This window comes from Brevibacterium picturae (assembly GCF_900105045.1).
GTDB lineage: Bacteria > Actinomycetota > Actinomycetes > Actinomycetales > Brevibacteriaceae > Brevibacterium > Brevibacterium picturae.
The window spans coordinates 3,725,637-3,742,939 of the sequence record NZ_LT629739.1 but is presented as its reverse complement, the minus strand read 5'-3'; the positions used below and the strand labels follow the sequence as shown (position 1 = coordinate 3,742,939).

Annotated in this window: 11 protein-coding genes; 6 read left to right on the top strand and 5 right to left on the bottom strand. The window is 59.9% G+C overall.

From position 1 onward, the window contains the following. Positions 1–27: 27 nt before the first annotated feature. From BLT92_RS17045 to argC, 4 genes are read right to left on the bottom strand one after another with little or no spacing between them, the layout of a single operon-like run. Complete coding sequence (locus tag BLT92_RS17045; RefSeq protein ID WP_092107511.1) at positions 28–1,245, bottom strand: acetylornithine transaminase; 1,218 nt, start codon at positions 1,243–1,245, stop codon at positions 28–30. Continuing rightward, entirely contained in the window at positions 1,238–2,239 is a 1,002-nt protein-coding gene (argB, locus tag BLT92_RS17040; RefSeq protein ID WP_092107509.1) for an acetylglutamate kinase, read from the bottom strand. Before argB ends, BLT92_RS17045 begins: the two co-directional genes overlap by 8 nt. Continuing rightward, entirely contained in the window at positions 2,236–3,414 is a 1,179-nt protein-coding gene (gene argJ, locus BLT92_RS17035; RefSeq protein WP_092107507.1) for a bifunctional glutamate N-acetyltransferase/amino-acid acetyltransferase ArgJ, read from the bottom strand. The genes argB and argJ overlap by 4 nt, the downstream gene beginning before the upstream one ends. Beyond that, on the bottom strand, positions 3,411–4,520 hold the full coding sequence (gene argC / locus BLT92_RS17030) for an N-acetyl-gamma-glutamyl-phosphate reductase (protein WP_092107505.1): 1,110 nt from the start codon (positions 4,518–4,520) through the stop codon (positions 3,411–3,413). Before argC ends, argJ begins: the two co-directional genes overlap by 4 nt. 44 nt (positions 4,521–4,564) lie before the next feature. Between argC and BLT92_RS17025 the strand changes: the two genes are divergently transcribed. From BLT92_RS17025 to BLT92_RS17000, 6 genes are all read left to right on the top strand, one after another. Then, positions 4,565–5,539 (top strand): quinone oxidoreductase family protein, encoded by a 975-nt coding sequence (locus tag BLT92_RS17025; RefSeq protein ID WP_092107503.1) that lies wholly within the window; start codon positions 4,565–4,567, stop codon positions 5,537–5,539. A gap of 130 nt (positions 5,540–5,669) precedes the next feature. Further along, on the top strand, positions 5,670–8,639 hold the full coding sequence (locus tag BLT92_RS17020; protein ID WP_092107501.1) for an SNF2-related protein: 2,970 nt from the start codon (positions 5,670–5,672) through the stop codon (positions 8,637–8,639). 74 nt (positions 8,640–8,713) lie between these two features. Next, a complete protein-coding gene (locus tag BLT92_RS17015) occupies positions 8,714–10,654 on the top strand; it encodes a site-specific DNA-methyltransferase (protein WP_092107499.1) in 1,941 nt (646 codons plus the stop codon). A 2-nt stretch (positions 10,655–10,656) separates the two neighbouring features. Further along, complete coding sequence (locus tag BLT92_RS17010; RefSeq protein ID WP_092109554.1) at positions 10,657–13,671, top strand: restriction endonuclease; 3,015 nt, start codon at positions 10,657–10,659, stop codon at positions 13,669–13,671. Further along, positions 13,671–14,915: an ATP-binding protein gene (locus BLT92_RS17005; protein ID WP_092107497.1), complete on the top strand. Its 1,245-nt coding sequence runs from the start codon at positions 13,671–13,673 to the stop codon at positions 14,913–14,915. Before BLT92_RS17010 ends, BLT92_RS17005 begins: the two co-directional genes overlap by 1 nt. Then, complete coding sequence (locus BLT92_RS17000) at positions 14,905–16,299, top strand: DUF6414 family protein (RefSeq protein ID WP_157691484.1); 1,395 nt, start codon at positions 14,905–14,907, stop codon at positions 16,297–16,299. The genes BLT92_RS17005 and BLT92_RS17000 overlap by 11 nt, the downstream gene beginning before the upstream one ends. A 278-nt stretch (positions 16,300–16,577) precedes the next feature. Here BLT92_RS17000 and BLT92_RS16995 read toward each other — a convergent pair whose 3' ends face one another. Next, positions 16,578–17,291, bottom strand: a complete 714-nt coding sequence (locus BLT92_RS16995; RefSeq protein ID WP_092107493.1) for a DUF6308 family protein — start codon at positions 17,289–17,291, stop codon at positions 16,578–16,580. Between the last annotated feature and the right edge of the window lie 12 nt (positions 17,292–17,303).

Genomic DNA, 17,303 nt, shown 5'->3' with positions numbered 1-17,303 from the left:
TGGCCGCCAGGTGGGCGGCGGACGTGTTCAGCCGTGCAGCAGTCCGGGCAGGGCGGTCAGGAACGGTGCGAGATCGTCTTTCGTGATGATCAGCGGTGGTGCCAGGCGCAGGCGTCCGGGTGCGACGGGGTTGATGATGAACCCGGCCTCGAGTGCGCGGGCGACGATCGCCTTCTCGTTCAGTCCCTCGGCCAGTTCGAGGCCCAGGAGGAGGCCGGTGCCGGTGACCTTCTCGATGCCCTCGATGGTCAGCAGCTGTTCGGTCAGCCATTCGCCTGTGTCGCGGGTGTGAGCGAGCAGGTTCTCGGTTTCGATGGTCTCGAGCACGGCGAGTCCGGCCGCGCAGGCAATCGGGTTGCCGCCGAAGGTCGTCCCGTGCTGTCCAGCCTCGAGGAGTTTGGTGTTGGCATCGCCGACGGTGATGGTGGCCCCGATCGGCATGCCTCCGCCCAGACCCTTCGCCGAGGTGATGATGTCAGGGACGACGCCTTCGCCGATCTCCGGGTCCTGGTGGGCGAACCACGATCCGGTCCGAGCCACACCGGACTGGACTTCGTCGAGAACGAGAAGGGCCCCGGCCTCCCGGGTGAGTTCACGAACCTTGGTGAGATAGCCGGCCGGGTGCTGGCGGACTCCGACCTCGCCCTGGATGGGTTCGATGAAGACGGCGGCAGTGGTGTCGTTGATGGCGGCGGCGAGCGCGTCGACGTCCCCGTAGGGAATATGGACGACGCCGGGCACTCCGGGTGCGAAGGGTTCGCGATAGGCGGCCTTGGCCGTCAGTGCCAGCGCACCCATGGTGCGACCGTGGAATGCACCTTCGATGGCGATGATGATCGGGCGTGATCCACCCCCAGCACGGCGGGCCATCTTGAAGGCGGCCTCGTTGGCTTCAGCACCGGAGTTGGAGAAGAACACGGCCGAACCGCTGGGCAGGTCGAGGATCTCGTGGAGTTTCTCAGCCAGTGCGATCTGCGGCGGGGAGGTGAAGAAGTTCGAAATGTGGCCCAGGGTCGACGCCTGCTCGGTGATGGCCTTGACCCATGCAGGGTGGCAGTGGCCGAGTGCGTTGACGGCGATGCCGGCGAGAAGGTCGAGGTATTCCTTGCCCGAGGCGTCCCACGCGTGCACGCCCGCTCCGCGGACGAGGTCGAGCTGGGGTGAGCCGAAGACCGGTGAGAGGACGCGGGAGAAGTCATCGCGCCAGGTCTGGGCCTGGTCTGTCACAGCGTTTGTCTCATTCATCGTTCGTCTCCTCAGTGCTTGTCTCGTGTCCCTCGCCCTTGTGTCCGTCACCCAGCGGTGCGGGTTCGACGACGGTGTCTTCGACCATGGTGCCGATGCCCTCGGAGGTGAAGACCTCGAGGAGGAGTGAATGTGCCATTCGGCCGTCGATGATGTGGGCCTGCTGGACCCCGTGCTCGATGGCCTCGAGGGCCGCGGTCATCTTGGGGATCATTCCCGCGTCGAGGCTGGGCAGCAGTTCGCGCAGCTTCTTCGGTCCTATGCGTGAGATCAGGCTCGAGGTGTCGGGCCAGTTGGCGTAGAGGCCCGGAACATCGGTGAGCATGATCAGTTTGTCGGCCCTGAGCGCCTTCGCCACCGCCGAGGCGGCGAGATCGGCGTTGATGTTCAGGGGCTTGCCGGCCTCACCGTCGATCTCCGAAGCGATCGAGCAGATGACGGGCACCCGCCCGGCGTCGAGGAGCTCGGTGAGCACGGTGGTGTTGACTTCGGCGATCTCACCCACCCGGCCGAGGTCGATGAGTTCACCGTCTACCTCGGCGTGGGTCTTGTTCGCCAACAGCAGGTCCGCGTCCTCACCGGAGAGCCCGATCGCGGCATTGCCGTTCTGGTTGATGCGGGAGACGATGTCCCGGTTGACCTGCCCGGAGAGCACCATGCGGATGACCTCGGCGGCCTCTTCACTCGTGACTCTTTGTCCGGCCTTGAACTCGCTTTCAATACCCAAACGAGCCAGCATCTTCGTGATCTGGGGTCCGCCGCCGTGGACGACGACAGGTCGGATGCCCGCGAAGCGCAGGAACGCGATGTCATCGGCGAATGACTGCTGCAGCTCCGGGGAGATCATCGCGTTGCCGCCGTACTTGATGACGATCGTGGCACCGGCGAAGGTCTTGATCCACGGCAGCGCCTCGGTCAGGGCTTCGGCCTTGGCCTGGGCGGCGGCGAGCCGGGCGGCCGTGGACTTCGTGGACATGTCGTGTGGGTTGCTCATGTGGAGTAGGCGCTGTTCTCTTCGACGTAATCGTGGGTGAGGTCCGAGGTCCAGACCGTGGCGGTGGCATCTCCTGCGTGGAGGTCGATGACGACGTCGACGTTGCGGTCGAATGTGACCTTCTCCGGGTCCTCATAGGGTCCTGAGGCCCGGCACACCTCGGTGCCGTTGATGATTACGTCGATGGCGGTGGGGTCGAAGGTCGCCGAGGTGGTTCCCACCTGGGCGACGACGCGTCCCCAGTTCGGGTCCTGGCCGAAGATCGCTGCCTTGAACAGGGCCGAGCGTGACACGGACCGGGAGACCATGACGGCGTCATCTTCGCTGGCGGCACCCTGTGTGGTGATGGCGATGTCGTGGTGGGCGCCTTCGGCGTCGACGTGGAGCTGGTGCATGAGGTCGAGGCAGAGTTCGCGCAGCAGGCTCGTGAACTCGTCCGTGTCCACGGTTGCTTCGTGGGCGCCGGAGGACATGAGGATGACGGTGTCGTTCGTCGACATGCATCCGTCGGTGTCGAGGCGATCGAAGGACTGGCTCGTCGAGGCGCGCAGAGCCTGGTCGAGAGTCGCTTGGTCGAGTTTCGCGTCGGTGGTGATGACGACGAGCATCGTCGCCAGGCCTGGGGCGAGCATGCCCGCGCCTTTGGCCATGCCGCCGATCGTGTACCCGCTGCTGCCTTCACGGGTGGCGGTCTTGGCCACGGTGTCGGTGGTCATGATCGCCTCGGCGGCGTGCTCGCCGCCGGCCACGGAGTCTTCGGCGGCGGCCACCAGTGGTGGGAGGTTGTCGATAATGGAGTCGCGGAAGTCCTGTCCCCCGACGCCGATGAGTCCAGTCGAGCAGACGAGGATGTCTTCGGCCGCTGTGGCGGTGCCGGCCTCGGTGAGGAGATCGGCAGTGGTCTGAGCGGTCAGGGTCGTCGTCTCATACCCGAAGTCACCGGTGTAGCAGTTGGCTCCCCCGGAGTTCAGCACCACGGCACGGGCTTGACCGTTGGCGGAGACCTTCTGGGACCACAGGACGGGGTTGGCCTTGCAACGGTTCGAGGTGTAGACGGCGGCGACAGCAGTGTCGGGTCCGGTGTTGATGACGAGTGAGAGGTCTTTGGTCCCGCTGGGTTTGAGACCGGCGGTCAGGCCGGCGGCTGTGAAGCCAAGTGGTGCGGTCACGCTCATGGTGCGACTCCTTCAAGGGGAAGTGCGGTGGTCTCCTCGAGACCAAGGGCAAGGTGGATCGACTGCAGCGCCTGGCCGGCGGTGCCGCGGACCAGGTTGTCCAGGGCCACGACGACGAGGATCTTCTCGGCCCGTTCATCGACGGTGAACTGGATGTGCGCGAGGTTCGACCCGGTCGTCGAGGAGGTACGTGGCCATTGGCCCTCGGGCAGGACGCGCACGAAGGGCTCGTCGGCGTAGGCCTGGTCGAATGCCTGGGCCAGTTGGTCTTTGAGTGCAGCTGCGTCGAGGAGGCCCTCGGCGGTTTTCGGGGCGGACTCCCCCGGCTCGGCGGTGATAGTCGCGAGGATTCCTCGGGCCATGGGCACGAGCGTCGGGGTAAAGGAGATCCGCGTCGGGCCGTCTGCGGCGTCGGCGCCGAGAACTCCGTTGAGGTTCTGCTCGATCTCGGGCACATGCCGGTGTGTGCCGCCGGTGCCATAGGGGCTTGCATCGCCGAGGACCTCGGCGGCGGTCAGATGCGGTTTGAGTGCCTTGCCGGCGCCCGAGACACCGTTGGCCAGGACCGCGTTCAGTCCTGCCGGTGCGGCGAGTCCGGATTGGATGAGCGGTGCAAGTCCGAGGGTCACGGCGGTGACATTGCACCCGGGAACCGCGATGCGCTTCGTGGTCTTCAGTGACTCGCGCTGTTTCGTGCCGTCGGCGGTGAGCAGTTCGGGCAGACCGTAGGTCCACGTGCCCTGGTGAGTCGAGCCGTAGAACTTCTCCCAGGCGGCCTCGCTGATGAGGCGGTGGTCGGCGGCGAGGTCGACGATGAGCGTCTCGGGGCTCGACTGCTCGAGTTCGGCGGCGATCGCTCCGGACTGACCGTGCGGGAGAGCAAGGATGACGACATCGTGGCCGGCGAGCACCTCGGCGGTGGACTCCTTGACCACGAAATCGGAATATCGGGCAAGATGGGGTTGATGTCGGTCGAGCGTCTCGCCCACGGAGGAATGTCCGCACACCGTGGTGACGCTGAGATGGGGGTGAGTGCTCAGCAGCCGGAGGACCTCTCCCCCGGCGTATCCGGTGGCACCGGAGACGGCAACCGTAAGATCATTCATATGTATAACTATACCAGCACATTAAATTATATGCAGGAGGCGTGATGACCCAGGCTATTCAGGCGATGCGAGCAGGTGGACCCGAGGTTCTCGAATTCAATGAGATCGACACTCCTCAGCCCGGTCCTGGTGAGGTCCTCGTTGACGTCGCGGCCGCGGGTGTGAACTTCATCGACACGTACCGTCGTTCGGGCACGTACCCCATGAGCTACCCGCACATCGTCGGGTCTGAGGGCACCGGTCACATCGCCGAGGTGGGCGAAGGTGTGGCGAGCTGGTCCGTCGGCGACCGCGTCGCCTGGCACGAGGGCCCGGGGTCGTATGCCACCCAGGTGGTCGTCAAGACCGATAACCTGCTGCGCGTACCCGAGGGCGTGAGCACCGAGGTCGCCGCGGCGATGCCGCTGCAGGGTCTGACCGCCCAGTACCTGGCCACAAGCTCGCACGAGATCAAGCCAGGCCACACTGCACTCGTCCACGCCGGCGCCGGAGGCGTCGGACTCCTGCTCACCCAGATCATCAAGCACCTGGGCGGCAACGTCATCTCGACCGTGAGCACCGAGGAGAAGGCTGAGCTGGCACGCAAGGCCGGCGCGGACGAGGTGTTCCTCTACGGCGAGAACGTCGACATCACAGCCAAGGTCAAGGAGCTCACCGAGGGCGAGGGCGTCGAGGTCGCCTACGACGGAGTCGGCAAGGACACCTTCGATGCCTCCCTCGCATCGCTTAAACCACTCGGTTCGATGGTGCTCTTCGGTGGAGCCTCGGGACAGGTGCCGCCGTTCGACATTCAGCGGTTGAACTCTTCGGGCGGCATCTTCCTTTCCCGGCCATCGCTTGCTTGGTTCGTCCGCTCATCGGAAGAATTGGCAAAGCGCTCGGCGATGTTGTTCAACGGGATTGAGCACGGGTGGTTGAACTTCCGGGTGGGTGCAACGTTCCCGCTGGCTGATGCTGCGGATGCTCATCGGGCGCTGGAGGGGCGTGAGACTACGGGGAAGGTTGTGCTGACTGTGTGAGTAACAAACAGGACACAACAGTTCCATCTAACCTCATTTTGCCGCGATTCGCTCTGCAGCGCTTGTAAAGTACTGTTTGCGACAGGTGAAGTATTGGAGTAGCGCTTCAGGCGCAGAGGGGTTCAGTCTGATGCACTACGAGATCACGCATGCGCTTTCGAAAGAAGCCCCTTCTGGCGGCGGTGACCAGTACGAACTTCACGACGACGTACAGACATACTCACCCCTAACCGACTACCAGTCGAAGTACTTCGCACATGAGCTGCAGCGCAGCTACACAAACGATCATGTGGGTAAGCTGGCGGGCCTGCTGTTCGATGCACAGGTCGAACCAAAGCCGCATCAGATCGACGCAGCGCTGTTCGCGCTCCAGACGCCGTTCCTGCCGGGCGTAATCCTGGCGGACGAGGTGGGCCTCGGCAAGACGATCGAGGCGGGCATTGTCATCTCGCAGTACTGGGCCGAGCGCAAGCGGCGGGTTCTCATCGTCGCCCCTTCGAGTCTGCGGCAGCAGTGGCAGCAGGAGTTGCATGAGAAGTTCCTGATCCCGTCCTCGATCCTTGACGCGAAGTCAAAGGACACGCTACTCGCCAAAGCCGACACGCGGTCGCACGAGGTGCTGATCTGCTCGTACGAGTTCGTCTTTCGTCACGAGACTTCACTGCTGAAGGCCTGGGACCTCATAGTGGCAGACGAAGCCCACCGGCTGCGCAGCTTCTGGAACGGCAAAGCAAAGATGGCGGAAGCTGTCTCGCACGTAGCTCACGGCGCACACAAGACAATACTCCTGACAGCGACACCGCTCCAGAACAAGCTCGAAGAGCTATACGGGCTCGTGTCGATCTTCGACCCGGAATACTTCTACTCGCTCGATGCATTCCGCGAGCGTTACATCAAGAACCGCGATCTGACCGGAGACGACGACCTGGTCGAGCGCGTGGCGTCGATATCGAAGCGCACGCTCCGGAAGGACGCGAGCAAATATATCCGCTTCACACAGCGCATGCCGCTGACTATGGAGTTCACTCCGTCGCCGGACGAGGTGCGTCTGTACAATCTCGTCAACGACTACCTGCAGCGCGATGAATTGTTCGCTTTCGCGGGATCGCAGCGCCATCTCTCTGCCCTAATTATTCGCAAGCGTCTAGGCTCGTCCACGTACGCGGTCGCAAGCACGCTCGAAAACATTGCCACCCGTCTTGCCGACGAAGTTGCTGCCGGCAAGCGTCGCGACAACCGCGGTGGGCTGTTCATCGCGGACTTCGAGGCGGTCGACGAGCTCGAGGAAGAGATCGTCGAGGACGCCGAGGAGACGACGACTCAACCAAAAACGGCACACCTCGATGACGACACGCTCAAACGCATGCGTGCCGAGGTCGACGAACTCCGCGAGTACGCCGAGCTGGCACGGTCGATCACGGTCAACCAGAAGGCAGTCAGGCTGGGCGAAGCGCTCGATAGGGGCTTCGAGCGGCTCCGCGAGCTCGGTGCCGCCGAGAAGGCCATCATCTTCACCGATTCAACCAAGACGCAGGAGTACATCGCCCGGACGCTCACAGAAGCAGGCCGTGGCGAGGGGCTTGTGCTGTTCAACGGCTCGAACGATTCGCCCCAGCAGTCCGCGATCTACAAGGAGTGGCTACAGGCGAACCAGGACGGCGACCTGATCACCGGCATCCACGCTATTGATCGACGCAAGGCACTCGTGGACTACTTCCGTGACCACGGCAAGATTATGATCGCCACTGAAGCCGCAGCCGAGGGTATCAATCTGCAGTTCTGCTCGATGCTGGTCAACTACGACCTACCGTGGAACCCGCAGCGCGTCGAGCAGCGCATCGGGCGCGTGCACCGGTTTGGGCAGAAACACAACGTCGTTGTCGTAAACTTCTCGAACAAAGGCAACGTCGCCGAGCAGCGCATCCTGGAACTGCTGACCAACAAGTTCCAACTGTTCTCAAGCGTGTTCGGTGCGAGCGACGAAGTACTCGGAGCCGTCGAGGACGGTCTCGACTTCGAGAAACGGATCAGCGACATCCTCACCCGATGCAAGACCGCTGGGGAGATCGACGTTGCGTTCAAAGACCTCGAAGAGCGATACGCTGGCGAAATCTCGAAAGAGATGTCCAGCGCAAAGGCGAAAGTCTTCGACAACCTCGACCCGCATGTTCAGGATCGCCTGAAGGCGTACGACCAGCAGTCCGGTGAGGTGCTCAACAAGTTCGAGCGCCTGCTCCTGGCGGTCACGCGGCACGAGCTACGGAACGTCGCGACGTTCGAGGAAGACGGACGTACGTTCGTCCTGCATGAAGCGCCAACGACGGGCGCACCGACTGGTCGCTACTTCTTCAAGTCCAAGCCTCTCCCGAGCGCACACCAGTACAGATATGCCAGCTCACTCGCGCAGCACGTCACAACTACCGCTGGGAACCACGATACGCCACAGCGAGAGTTGACCTTCTGCCTCAGCCAATCGAAACGTGCCAGCAACGCGGTGAAAGCGCTCGCGGGTCAGAGCGGCGAACTCACCGTCAATCTGGTGACATTCACGATGCAGGCTCGCGATGAGGACATCTCCGAGTCGTACATGCTCGCGGGAGGTATGACCGACTGTGGTCAGTACCTCGATGAGGAGTACGTCGCCGACGTACTCGCCCTCACCTGCCCCGAGGTGGGAACACAACCGGTCGCAGTGGATGTCACGAAGCTGGAGCCGCAATTGAATTCCCGGCTCACCGAGCTAGAGAAAGAAGTCCAAGGTCGTAACTCCCGCTACTACGATGAGCAGGAAGAGCTGCTGTATCGCAACCAGCAAGATCGAAAGGCCGAGCACGAAGGCAAGATCCGTGAGTACCGCACCAAGGAGAAGGAGGCGCGTAAGTCAGCCAGACAAGCGGACGACCCGATGGAACAGCTCCGCCTTAAGCGCGAGGCCCGCAAATGGGAACGACGAGCAGACCAAGCCGACGATGATTTCCGTGATGCACGCCGCAAGTTGCAGGACGAGATCGACGAGAAACTCGACATGATCGAACAATCTCTGCAAGGCACCCAATGCAGAGAACACCTCTTCGCAATTCGTTGGCGAATCGTCCCCTGACCCGCACCAGATCGTAACGAAGAAAATTCACAATAGACATCGAAATTGCTAAGCCGAAGAAAGCGAAAGACCCGATGAGCGAAGAAGTCCACGAGACACCATCTGCCACCCCGAATTTCCAGACCGAACTGGCCGCCCAGCTGGCCGAGCTCATGCCCGAGGTCATCGCCGACGGCAAGGTGGACGTGGAGAAGTTCAAGGAGCTGCTGGACGGCGACGCAACCGACAGCAGTGAACGCTTCGGGCTGTTCTGGCCTGGCAAGAAGCGCGCCCTGCGTGCGGCTCAGGAGCCGACGACGGCAACGCTGCGACCAGACGTCGATAACTCGAAGGACTGGGATACCACCAAGAACGTGTTCATCGAGGGCGACAACCTCGAGGTGCTGAAGATCCTGCAAAAGCACTACCACGCCAAGATCAAGATGATCTACATCGATCCTCCGTATAACACTGGCAATGACTTCGTCTATCCGGACAACTACAAAGAAGGTCTCGATACCTACCTTGAGTGGACGCGCCAGTTGAACGAGGAGGGCAAGAATCTCTCGACCAACGCGGATACCGAGGGGCGTTACCACTCGAACTGGCTCAACATGATGTATCCGCGCTTGAAGCTGGCGCGGAACCTCCTAACACCAGAGGGCGTCATAGCCATCAGCATCGATGACAACGAGGCACCGCGACTTCGCCAGCTGTGCGATGAAGTGTTCGGCGAGGCAAACTTCGTGGCCCAGGTGGTGACTCAAGCCAACAAGGGCGGACGGGATTACCTTCCCCTGGCGCAGACTCATGAGTACGTGCTGATCTACGCGCGTCGTTACTCGGACGCGGGCATTTACGAACTGCCGAAGATCGACAATTCGTTACGGTTCCAGGATGGGCTCGGCCGTTACGAGTGCCGAGAGCTCAGGAACCGCAACCCACGCTTCAACCGAGCGAACCGCCCCAACCTCTTCTACCCGTTCTACGTTGATCCAAACAACGTGGACTCGAATGGATACGCCTCGGTCAGTCTTGAGTTGGACGACCGGCATACACTGGAAGTGTACCCACACAACAGCCAAGGGAACGATAGTTGTTGGCGATGGGGCACAACGAAGGCCGGACAGAACATCGTGCAGGGCGACCCCGACGCGTCGCAAATAGTAGCGAAGGCCGTACGCACGGGAGGATGGAACGTCTACGAGAAGAACAGGAGGTCGACCCAGAAAGCGAAGACGATCTGGGATGAGACTGAAGTGCGCACCGAGGCTGGCACGCGTGAAGTGCGTCAACTGTTCGGTAAGTCGATGTTCGACCACCCGAAGCCCGTTGACCTCATCAAGAAGATCATCGCACTCGCGACCCGCCCGGACGCGGACGATATCGTGCTGGACTTCTTCGCGGGCTCTGGGTCCACCGGACATGCTGTTTTGGCTGCGAATGCAGATGACTCGGGCAACCGGCGTTGGATCCAAGTGCAACTACCCGAGCCGACCACGGAGGCTTCTGAGGCGCGGAGGTCGGGCCTCGAAACGCTCTCAGCGGTTGCACGGGCCAGGCTGTCGCTTGCTTGCTACAAACTGGATTCGGAGCTTGCGAGCCAAACTATTGACACCGGCTTCCGAGCTTTTTTGCTAGCGGATACGAGCTTCTCCAAGTGGAAAGTCTCAAGCGACGTTGATCGGACGGAACTCGAGCAGCACCTCTTCGATCTGCGCGTGTCAAGTAGCTCGGACGACGCTTTGGCGGACGACCTCCTAACGGAGATCCTCCTGAAGCAGGGCTATTCGCTGACTGAGAAGATTGCCCCGGTCGTTGTGGCCGGCCTCAACCTGCGCACGGTGGGCGAGGGCGTCGTGCATGCGTACCTGGACGAGCACGTCAAGCCGACGCTCGAGCAACTGCGTGCCGTGGTGGACGAAGATCCTGCTCGCCTGATCGTGCTCGAGGATGCCTTCCAGGGAGACGATCAGTTGAAGACCAATCTGGCTCAGCTCTGCAAGAGCAAGGGCATCGAGGTATGGACGGCCTGATCATGGGAGACAACACAGTGGGTAGCAGATTCAAGTTTGACGCCAGTCAGCCCTACCAGCTCGATGCGATCAACTCTGTCGTTGACCTGCTCGATGGTCAGCCGAAAGACGCCGAGAAGCTGGAGACGACGCTTCGTGGGCAGGTAGCCGCAGTAGACGCGTCTGACAACGCCGCGTTTGATCTCGATCTCTCTCAGGAGGTCGGTGCTGTTGGCAACCGACTCGTTCTCGACAACGACACGGTGCTTGCCAACCTGCAGCGCGTGCAGGATCGGAATGGTCTCGAGGTTGCGTCGAAGCTGTTCGATGACTCCGGCCTGGACTTCGATATTGAGATGGAGACGGGTACGGGTAAGACGTACGTGTACCTTCGCACCATCTTCGAGCTGGCTGAGCGGTACAACTTCACGAAGTTCGTCATCCTCGTGCCGAGTGTGGCCATCCGTGAGGGTGTGAACACGAGCATCCGGCTCATGCGTTCGCACTTTGAGAACCTGTACAAGAAGCGCAACATCACGTTCGACTCGTCGGTCTACAGCGGTAAGACGGCTGAGGAGGTACAGGCGTTCGCGACCTCGACCAACGTGCAGATCATGGTCATGACAATCGATTCGATCCGTGGCAATGCGGCGACGCGTATCATCCACCAGACGCGCGACAAGCTGAATGGGCTCAAGCCAATCGATTATCTGAAGGCGACGCATCCAGTCGTCGTCATGGACGAGCCGCAGAACATGGAGTCGCAGCTTTCACAGTCGGCTGTGGGGGAGCTCGACCCTGTCTTCACCCTGCGCTACAGCGCAACGCACAAGAAGCTCCGCAACGTCGTCTACCGGCTCGATCCGGTCGACGCTCACGACCTCGGTCTGGTGAAGCAGATCGTGGTGGCCGACGTGCAACAGCAGGGTGCCGATGCGACGCCGTACATCAAGCTGGTCGAGGTCAAGAACGACAAGGGCTGGGTTGCCCGGCTGGAGCTGTCGTGCCGGAAGGCTGACGGTGCACTTGAGCGCCGGGTGGTGAACGTCAAGCAGAACCAGGAGCTGTCTGATCCTCGCCTGACGGACAACGCGAGCTACGACGGCTGGCGCCTCAACGAGATGAGCATTGAGCCTTCAATCGTTGATCTCACCCTGCACAACGGTTACCTGTACCAAGGCGAGAGCATCGGCGGCTCGTCGGGCGCGATCTACAAGGAGATGATCCGCGAGACGATCAAGGAGCACTTGCGCAAAGAGACGCAGCTTCGTGCCAAGGGCATTAAGGTGCTCAGCCTGTTCTTCATCGACAAGGTGGAGAGCTTCCTCGGCGACGGCTCGAACAACAACGATGCGAACGGCCAGTTCGTGCGGTGGTTCGACGAGCTGTTCGTAGAGGAACGCGCCAAGTCGCCGCAGTGGCAGGAGCTGCTGCCGCAGGATCCGGCTGAGCTGCGTCGTGGCTACTTCTCTGTCCTCAAGGGCAAGAAAGGAGCACCTGACGGCTTCCAGGAGGTCTCGAAGTCAGGCACGACCAAGGCCGAGGACGATGCCTATGAGCTGATCATGCAGGACAAGGAGCGTCTACTCGACGACAACGAGCCGACACGGTTCGTCTTCAGCCACTCTGCCCTGCGCGAGGGCTGGGACAACCCGAACGTCTTCCAGATCTGTACCCTGCGCGAAATGGGCGCCGAGACGGAGCGCCGCCAGACGCTCGGACGTGGTCTGCGCCTGCCGGTCGCGAAGAGCGAAGGCGGTTACGAGCGTGTAGCCGATCGTGGCATCGCGACGCTGACCGTGGTGGCGAACGAGTCGTACAATCAGTTCGCCGACGCGCTCCAGAAGGAGTACAAGGACGCGGGCGTCGAGATCGGCCGCGTGCGCAAGGCGGAGTTCTCAAAGATCCCGCTGCAGAACCCCGACGGGGCACTCACCGATGAGAACCTCGGTTATGAGGGATCCGTGTCGATCTGGGAGCACCTGCTCGCTCAGAGGTTCATCAACAAGGACGGCGTTGTGCAACCGAAGTTCCAACCGAACGCGGTCGACTTCAGCCTCAATATGTCCGCCGATTTCATATGGACGGAGCCATTTGTAATCGAGTTGGTAAGTCGCGCCAACATCGGCAAGTACGTCAAACCCATAAGCAAGCGCCACCCCCGTAAACTCAACAAGCAATTGTTCGCGAACCCAGAGTTCGAGAAGTTCTGGGAGACTATTAGCCGTCGCACGACCTATCGTGTCGAAGTCGACCGCGAAAAGATCATTGAGAACTCAGTAAAGGCGATCAAGGAAGCACCGGACATCGACCCGTTGCGCATTCAGATCACTCGTGCGGGTGTGAAGGTGCTTCGTGGCGGTGCGAAGGGTCAGGAGCTCGGATCCCGTAGGCAGGAACTTCGAGGCAGCTACGATCTACCCGACATCATCGGGGAGTTACAGGAGGCCACTTCCCTTACCCGCAAGACCATCGTCGACGTCCTCGTCGGCAGTGGCAGACTGGACGATTTCATCTCAAATCCGAACGACTTCATCGCAATGGCGAAGCGAATCATGCAGACTGAACTCGCGAAGCTCGTCGTCGATGGTGTGCAGTACGAGAAGATCGCAGGCTCCGTCTACGAGCTCCGTGAGCTGCGCAAGGACGGCGAGGAGGAGAAGGAACGCTTCCTCGACCAGATGTACAAGCTGGAGAACGCGGATAAGTCGAACTTCGACTACGTCGTTTACGACTCCGACCCCGAGCGCCAGTTCGCGGAACTGCTCGACGGCCGCGAGGACATCACATTCTTCATGAAGCTGCCCGACAAGTTCAAGATCGACACCCCCGTCGGGCCGTACAACCCGGACTGGGCGATCGTGAAGCACGAGGACGGCGAGGAGCGCGTCTACATGATCCGTGAGACGAAGAGCACGGAAGAAGAGATCAAGCGCCGCCCGACGGAGAACGCCAAGATCAAAGCTGCGAAGCGGCACTTCGAAGCAATCGGCGTGCCGGACTACGCAGTTTCAGTGCCCGGAACGTGGAGAATCTAGTGGACGAGGATGAGACTGGCGGAGAGATAGAATCCAGGACGGACGGGTTTTTCATCAAGGTGATCGACGTAATTGAAGACGGTCACGTCTTCTATGGTCGTCTTCAAAATGGCGGCAACAGCCGATTCTCCGTCCCGCAACCGGTCGATCTGGAACGTGGCGACATTATCTTCATAAACAACGATCATCAGTGGTCCCCGGCACCAGACGCTGCCTGGCCCGATGACAGTAGCGTCGGGGTAGTCAGAAAGATCCTCGACGACAGGAGCAAGATAGTTGTCGAGACGAGTGGCGGTGGGATGCGTATCCTAAGCGGTCCGCAGACCGTCGACGTCGAGCCAGGGAATACTATTCAATACACAGAAGTAGATGGTATAGTAGACGTGGTCTCAAGCACTCCCATCCGATATCGAGACACCGGAGTCGACGAAGATCTCGCCGAGTACATCGTTAAGCCTGGAAATACTCCACTGACGTTTGATGCACTCGGTGGGTACGACGAAGTCAAGGCGCGGGCGAGAGAGTTGATAGAAACGCAACTTGGTCGAGCTGGCGAATTGAAGGAGATCGGCGCAAAGCCCGTGAAAGGAGTTCTGTTCACGGGCCCACCCGGCACGGGGAAGACACACCTTGCGCGCATCATTGCTGACGTTTCAGAAGCGGTGTTCTATCAAGTCAGTGGGCCATCTATAGTAAGCAAATGGGTCGGCGACAGCGAAGAGACACTCAGGCGACTATTTGAGGATGCCGCTAAGAAAAAGCGCGCAATCATATTCTTCGACGAGATCGACAGCATCGCTGCTCGCCGGAGTTCCGATTCCAACGGCGAGTCCAAGCGAGTGGTTGCGCAGCTTCTGACCTTGCTGGATGGCTTCAAACCCGACAGTAATGTGATCGTCATCGCCGCCACAAACCGCGTCGATGATATTGACGAGGCTCTACTGCGTCCAGGACGTTTCGACTGGGAAATAGCGTTTGGACTCCCTACAGAGAACGATCGCCTCAAAATCCTAAAGATGAATGCCGATGAGCTCCAGGTCGACGATCGACTTCCGATCGACGACCTCGCCCGAGCGACTGACGGTTGGTCGGGCGCAATGTTGACTGCAATCTGGACTGAGGCGGCGCTCCTTGCGGCGGGCGATAAGCGTTCAAAAATCGCGGACGAGGACCTTGCACTTGCTTTCGAGCGCGTGCGATCTCGGCCCGTGCGAGTAAGAACGGAAGGCGCGAATGTCACTTAAGAACTGGGCACGGCATCCGGTGAAATCTTTCCGAGGCTGGCAACTAACTCGCAGGCTGAAAAATGACGTCGCGCAGATAAGGAAGAATCTCCCACTACGAGAATTTGTATACCTGGATGCAGTGAGTCTTCATAGTCTTCTTGTATCACAAACTGACACAATCCCAGAAGCGATAACTCAGACAATATCTCGAGCAGATGAAGCGGAACTAATTGGCAGCGCAAGCGCTTCGGCAGGAAATGACCTTATTGGCAAGGCGGAAGCCAAGACGAACGCGCGTTACCAGACCAGCAACAGTGACAGCACGCAAAGTTCCCGCAAGGCCGTAATCCAGACACTCTTCAAACAGTTGCGAGAACAGCCACTCAATTTCAAGCTATCGCCGCCCGATCATGTGGATGCATTCGAGGAAGCCAGCGACATTAAGGACACCGCGGAGAATGTGGCTGCAGCGGCTTCGTCTTTTGTGCGTGGAGATCTGGTAGAGGTTGAAGTGGTACTGGCGGTCGATCCTGTTTTCAAACTTGGTGCGATGATGAATGAGTGGTCGGCGATGGCAGACGAATATCCGGCCATGTTCTCTTCCACTGGTACGCTCGGATTTCTTCGTGAGTCAGAGCCGATCATGAAGGTTCTCGATCGATTTCTCACGGGCCTTATCCCTATCAGAGCTACGGCGGTAAACTACGTCGTAGCCATCATCGATGGCACTGAATATGTACTGCACAAGAATGCGGTGGCAACGCTTGAACTTGAAACTCAACCGCTATTCGTGACTGGAGTAACGGAGCATCTTGGGTTTTGGAAGGACATCAGGCGAGTCCTGTTCTCCGATGCGCGCTTCACAATCTTGTCTCGCGTCGCGACGGATGGATTGCACGACAAGTGGACACCGGTCAAGCTCGCTGACCTATTTAGCGAGGTTGCGCCAGACTTTGTCGATCAAATTAACGCGATACGAAGCCCGACTGCTGAGAGCGACAAGCCAGTGACGGCACAGGTTCAGAACCTCGCTCTCGCGAAGGCCTTAACACATTACAGGCTCGCGATAGCTCCGAACGATGCAGTTTGGAGCAGTGAGCATCAACAGGAGTTTACGGCGCTCGCCACGCAACTGTCTGCAGGAGCAACAGACGCGATTGCTCAGAGAGAGGCCTTTGATCTTGTCCGAGAGCAGATCATAACTCAGCTGGGGACAGAGGCGCCGTCGCCTGATGTCGACCTCAAGGCCCGACAGGACGCTCGATCAAAGGCAGACCTTGAGCTGTTACCACAGGGCCAGTCCCTCGTTGCACCTGCAAGGGCTCCTTCACCCTCCGCGGCTGAAGAACCGGAAAGCCCTGGACGGATAATCGATACTGAGGTGATTGCGATCTACTGGTAGGACTATATGTCCACGGTCAATTCCTTTGAAATCTGCGGTTGGTCTACTTGGGACATCCGTGCAAGTCGCGGGTCTCTCCGCCGCGTAGCCGGAGCATAGTGCGGATCGCGGTGGCGTCGAAGTCGAGCTAAGCGCCGATGCCGGCCAGAGAGCGCCCAACCTAGGACCAGCCGAACGCAGAAAGCAGCGGTCCCATGCGTCTGTGGTGTGTGCGGTTTAGTAGTGCAAACCACACAGCGGGTGGCTGCATGCCGAACTCGCTATTGAGTATTTCCTACTTAGTAACCTTGTTCTTTCCCCCAGCTCCAAAGCATGACATCGAAAACTCGTAAGGTCGACAGATCAGGCCGATTGACTGCTGCGCGAATCTGATCAGCTCGAGCTTCAAGATATCCATCGCCATCGCGAAATGCCTGCCACCACATTTCCCACGAGTCGCGTTTCCCGCGCTGGGTCACATGATCGACAACAGAGTCCTCGATGGGGATGAGATGAGGACGTTTGCGAGCCATAATCTTGCTCGCCGTAGTCGGGCCGACCTTCCACCGTTCTTCGGTGGCCCCATTTCTCCGAAGCCGATCCCAGAGTTCAAGAGCAACAGAATCTGGGCCCAAATGTCGTTCGAAATCTTCGGCATTGAGGTCTTTAATATGTACGTCGGGGACTCGGCTGAGCAGACTGTCGAACTGCTCAGCTTGCTCAAGAAGAATTCCTATTCCGGCCTTTGCCGGGACTGGTACTGCCAGCATAGAGATCGCATACAGATCAGCCGCGGTGAATCGATCTGGCTGTTTGTCGTCGGATCCGATCAGTTCGAAGTACGCGCCAGTGTATGGCTGTTGTGGGTCGTAGTACGGCTCGACAAGCTTGATTCCTTCGTCTTCCGGTATCGCCCTTACCGCATCCAATATGGATTGTTGCATTTCGTTCCTTCTCTCTATGCCGTTGATGAAGAGTTCTGTCTCAAAAAGCTCCGGGCTCGTGACAGACATCACTACCCCCGG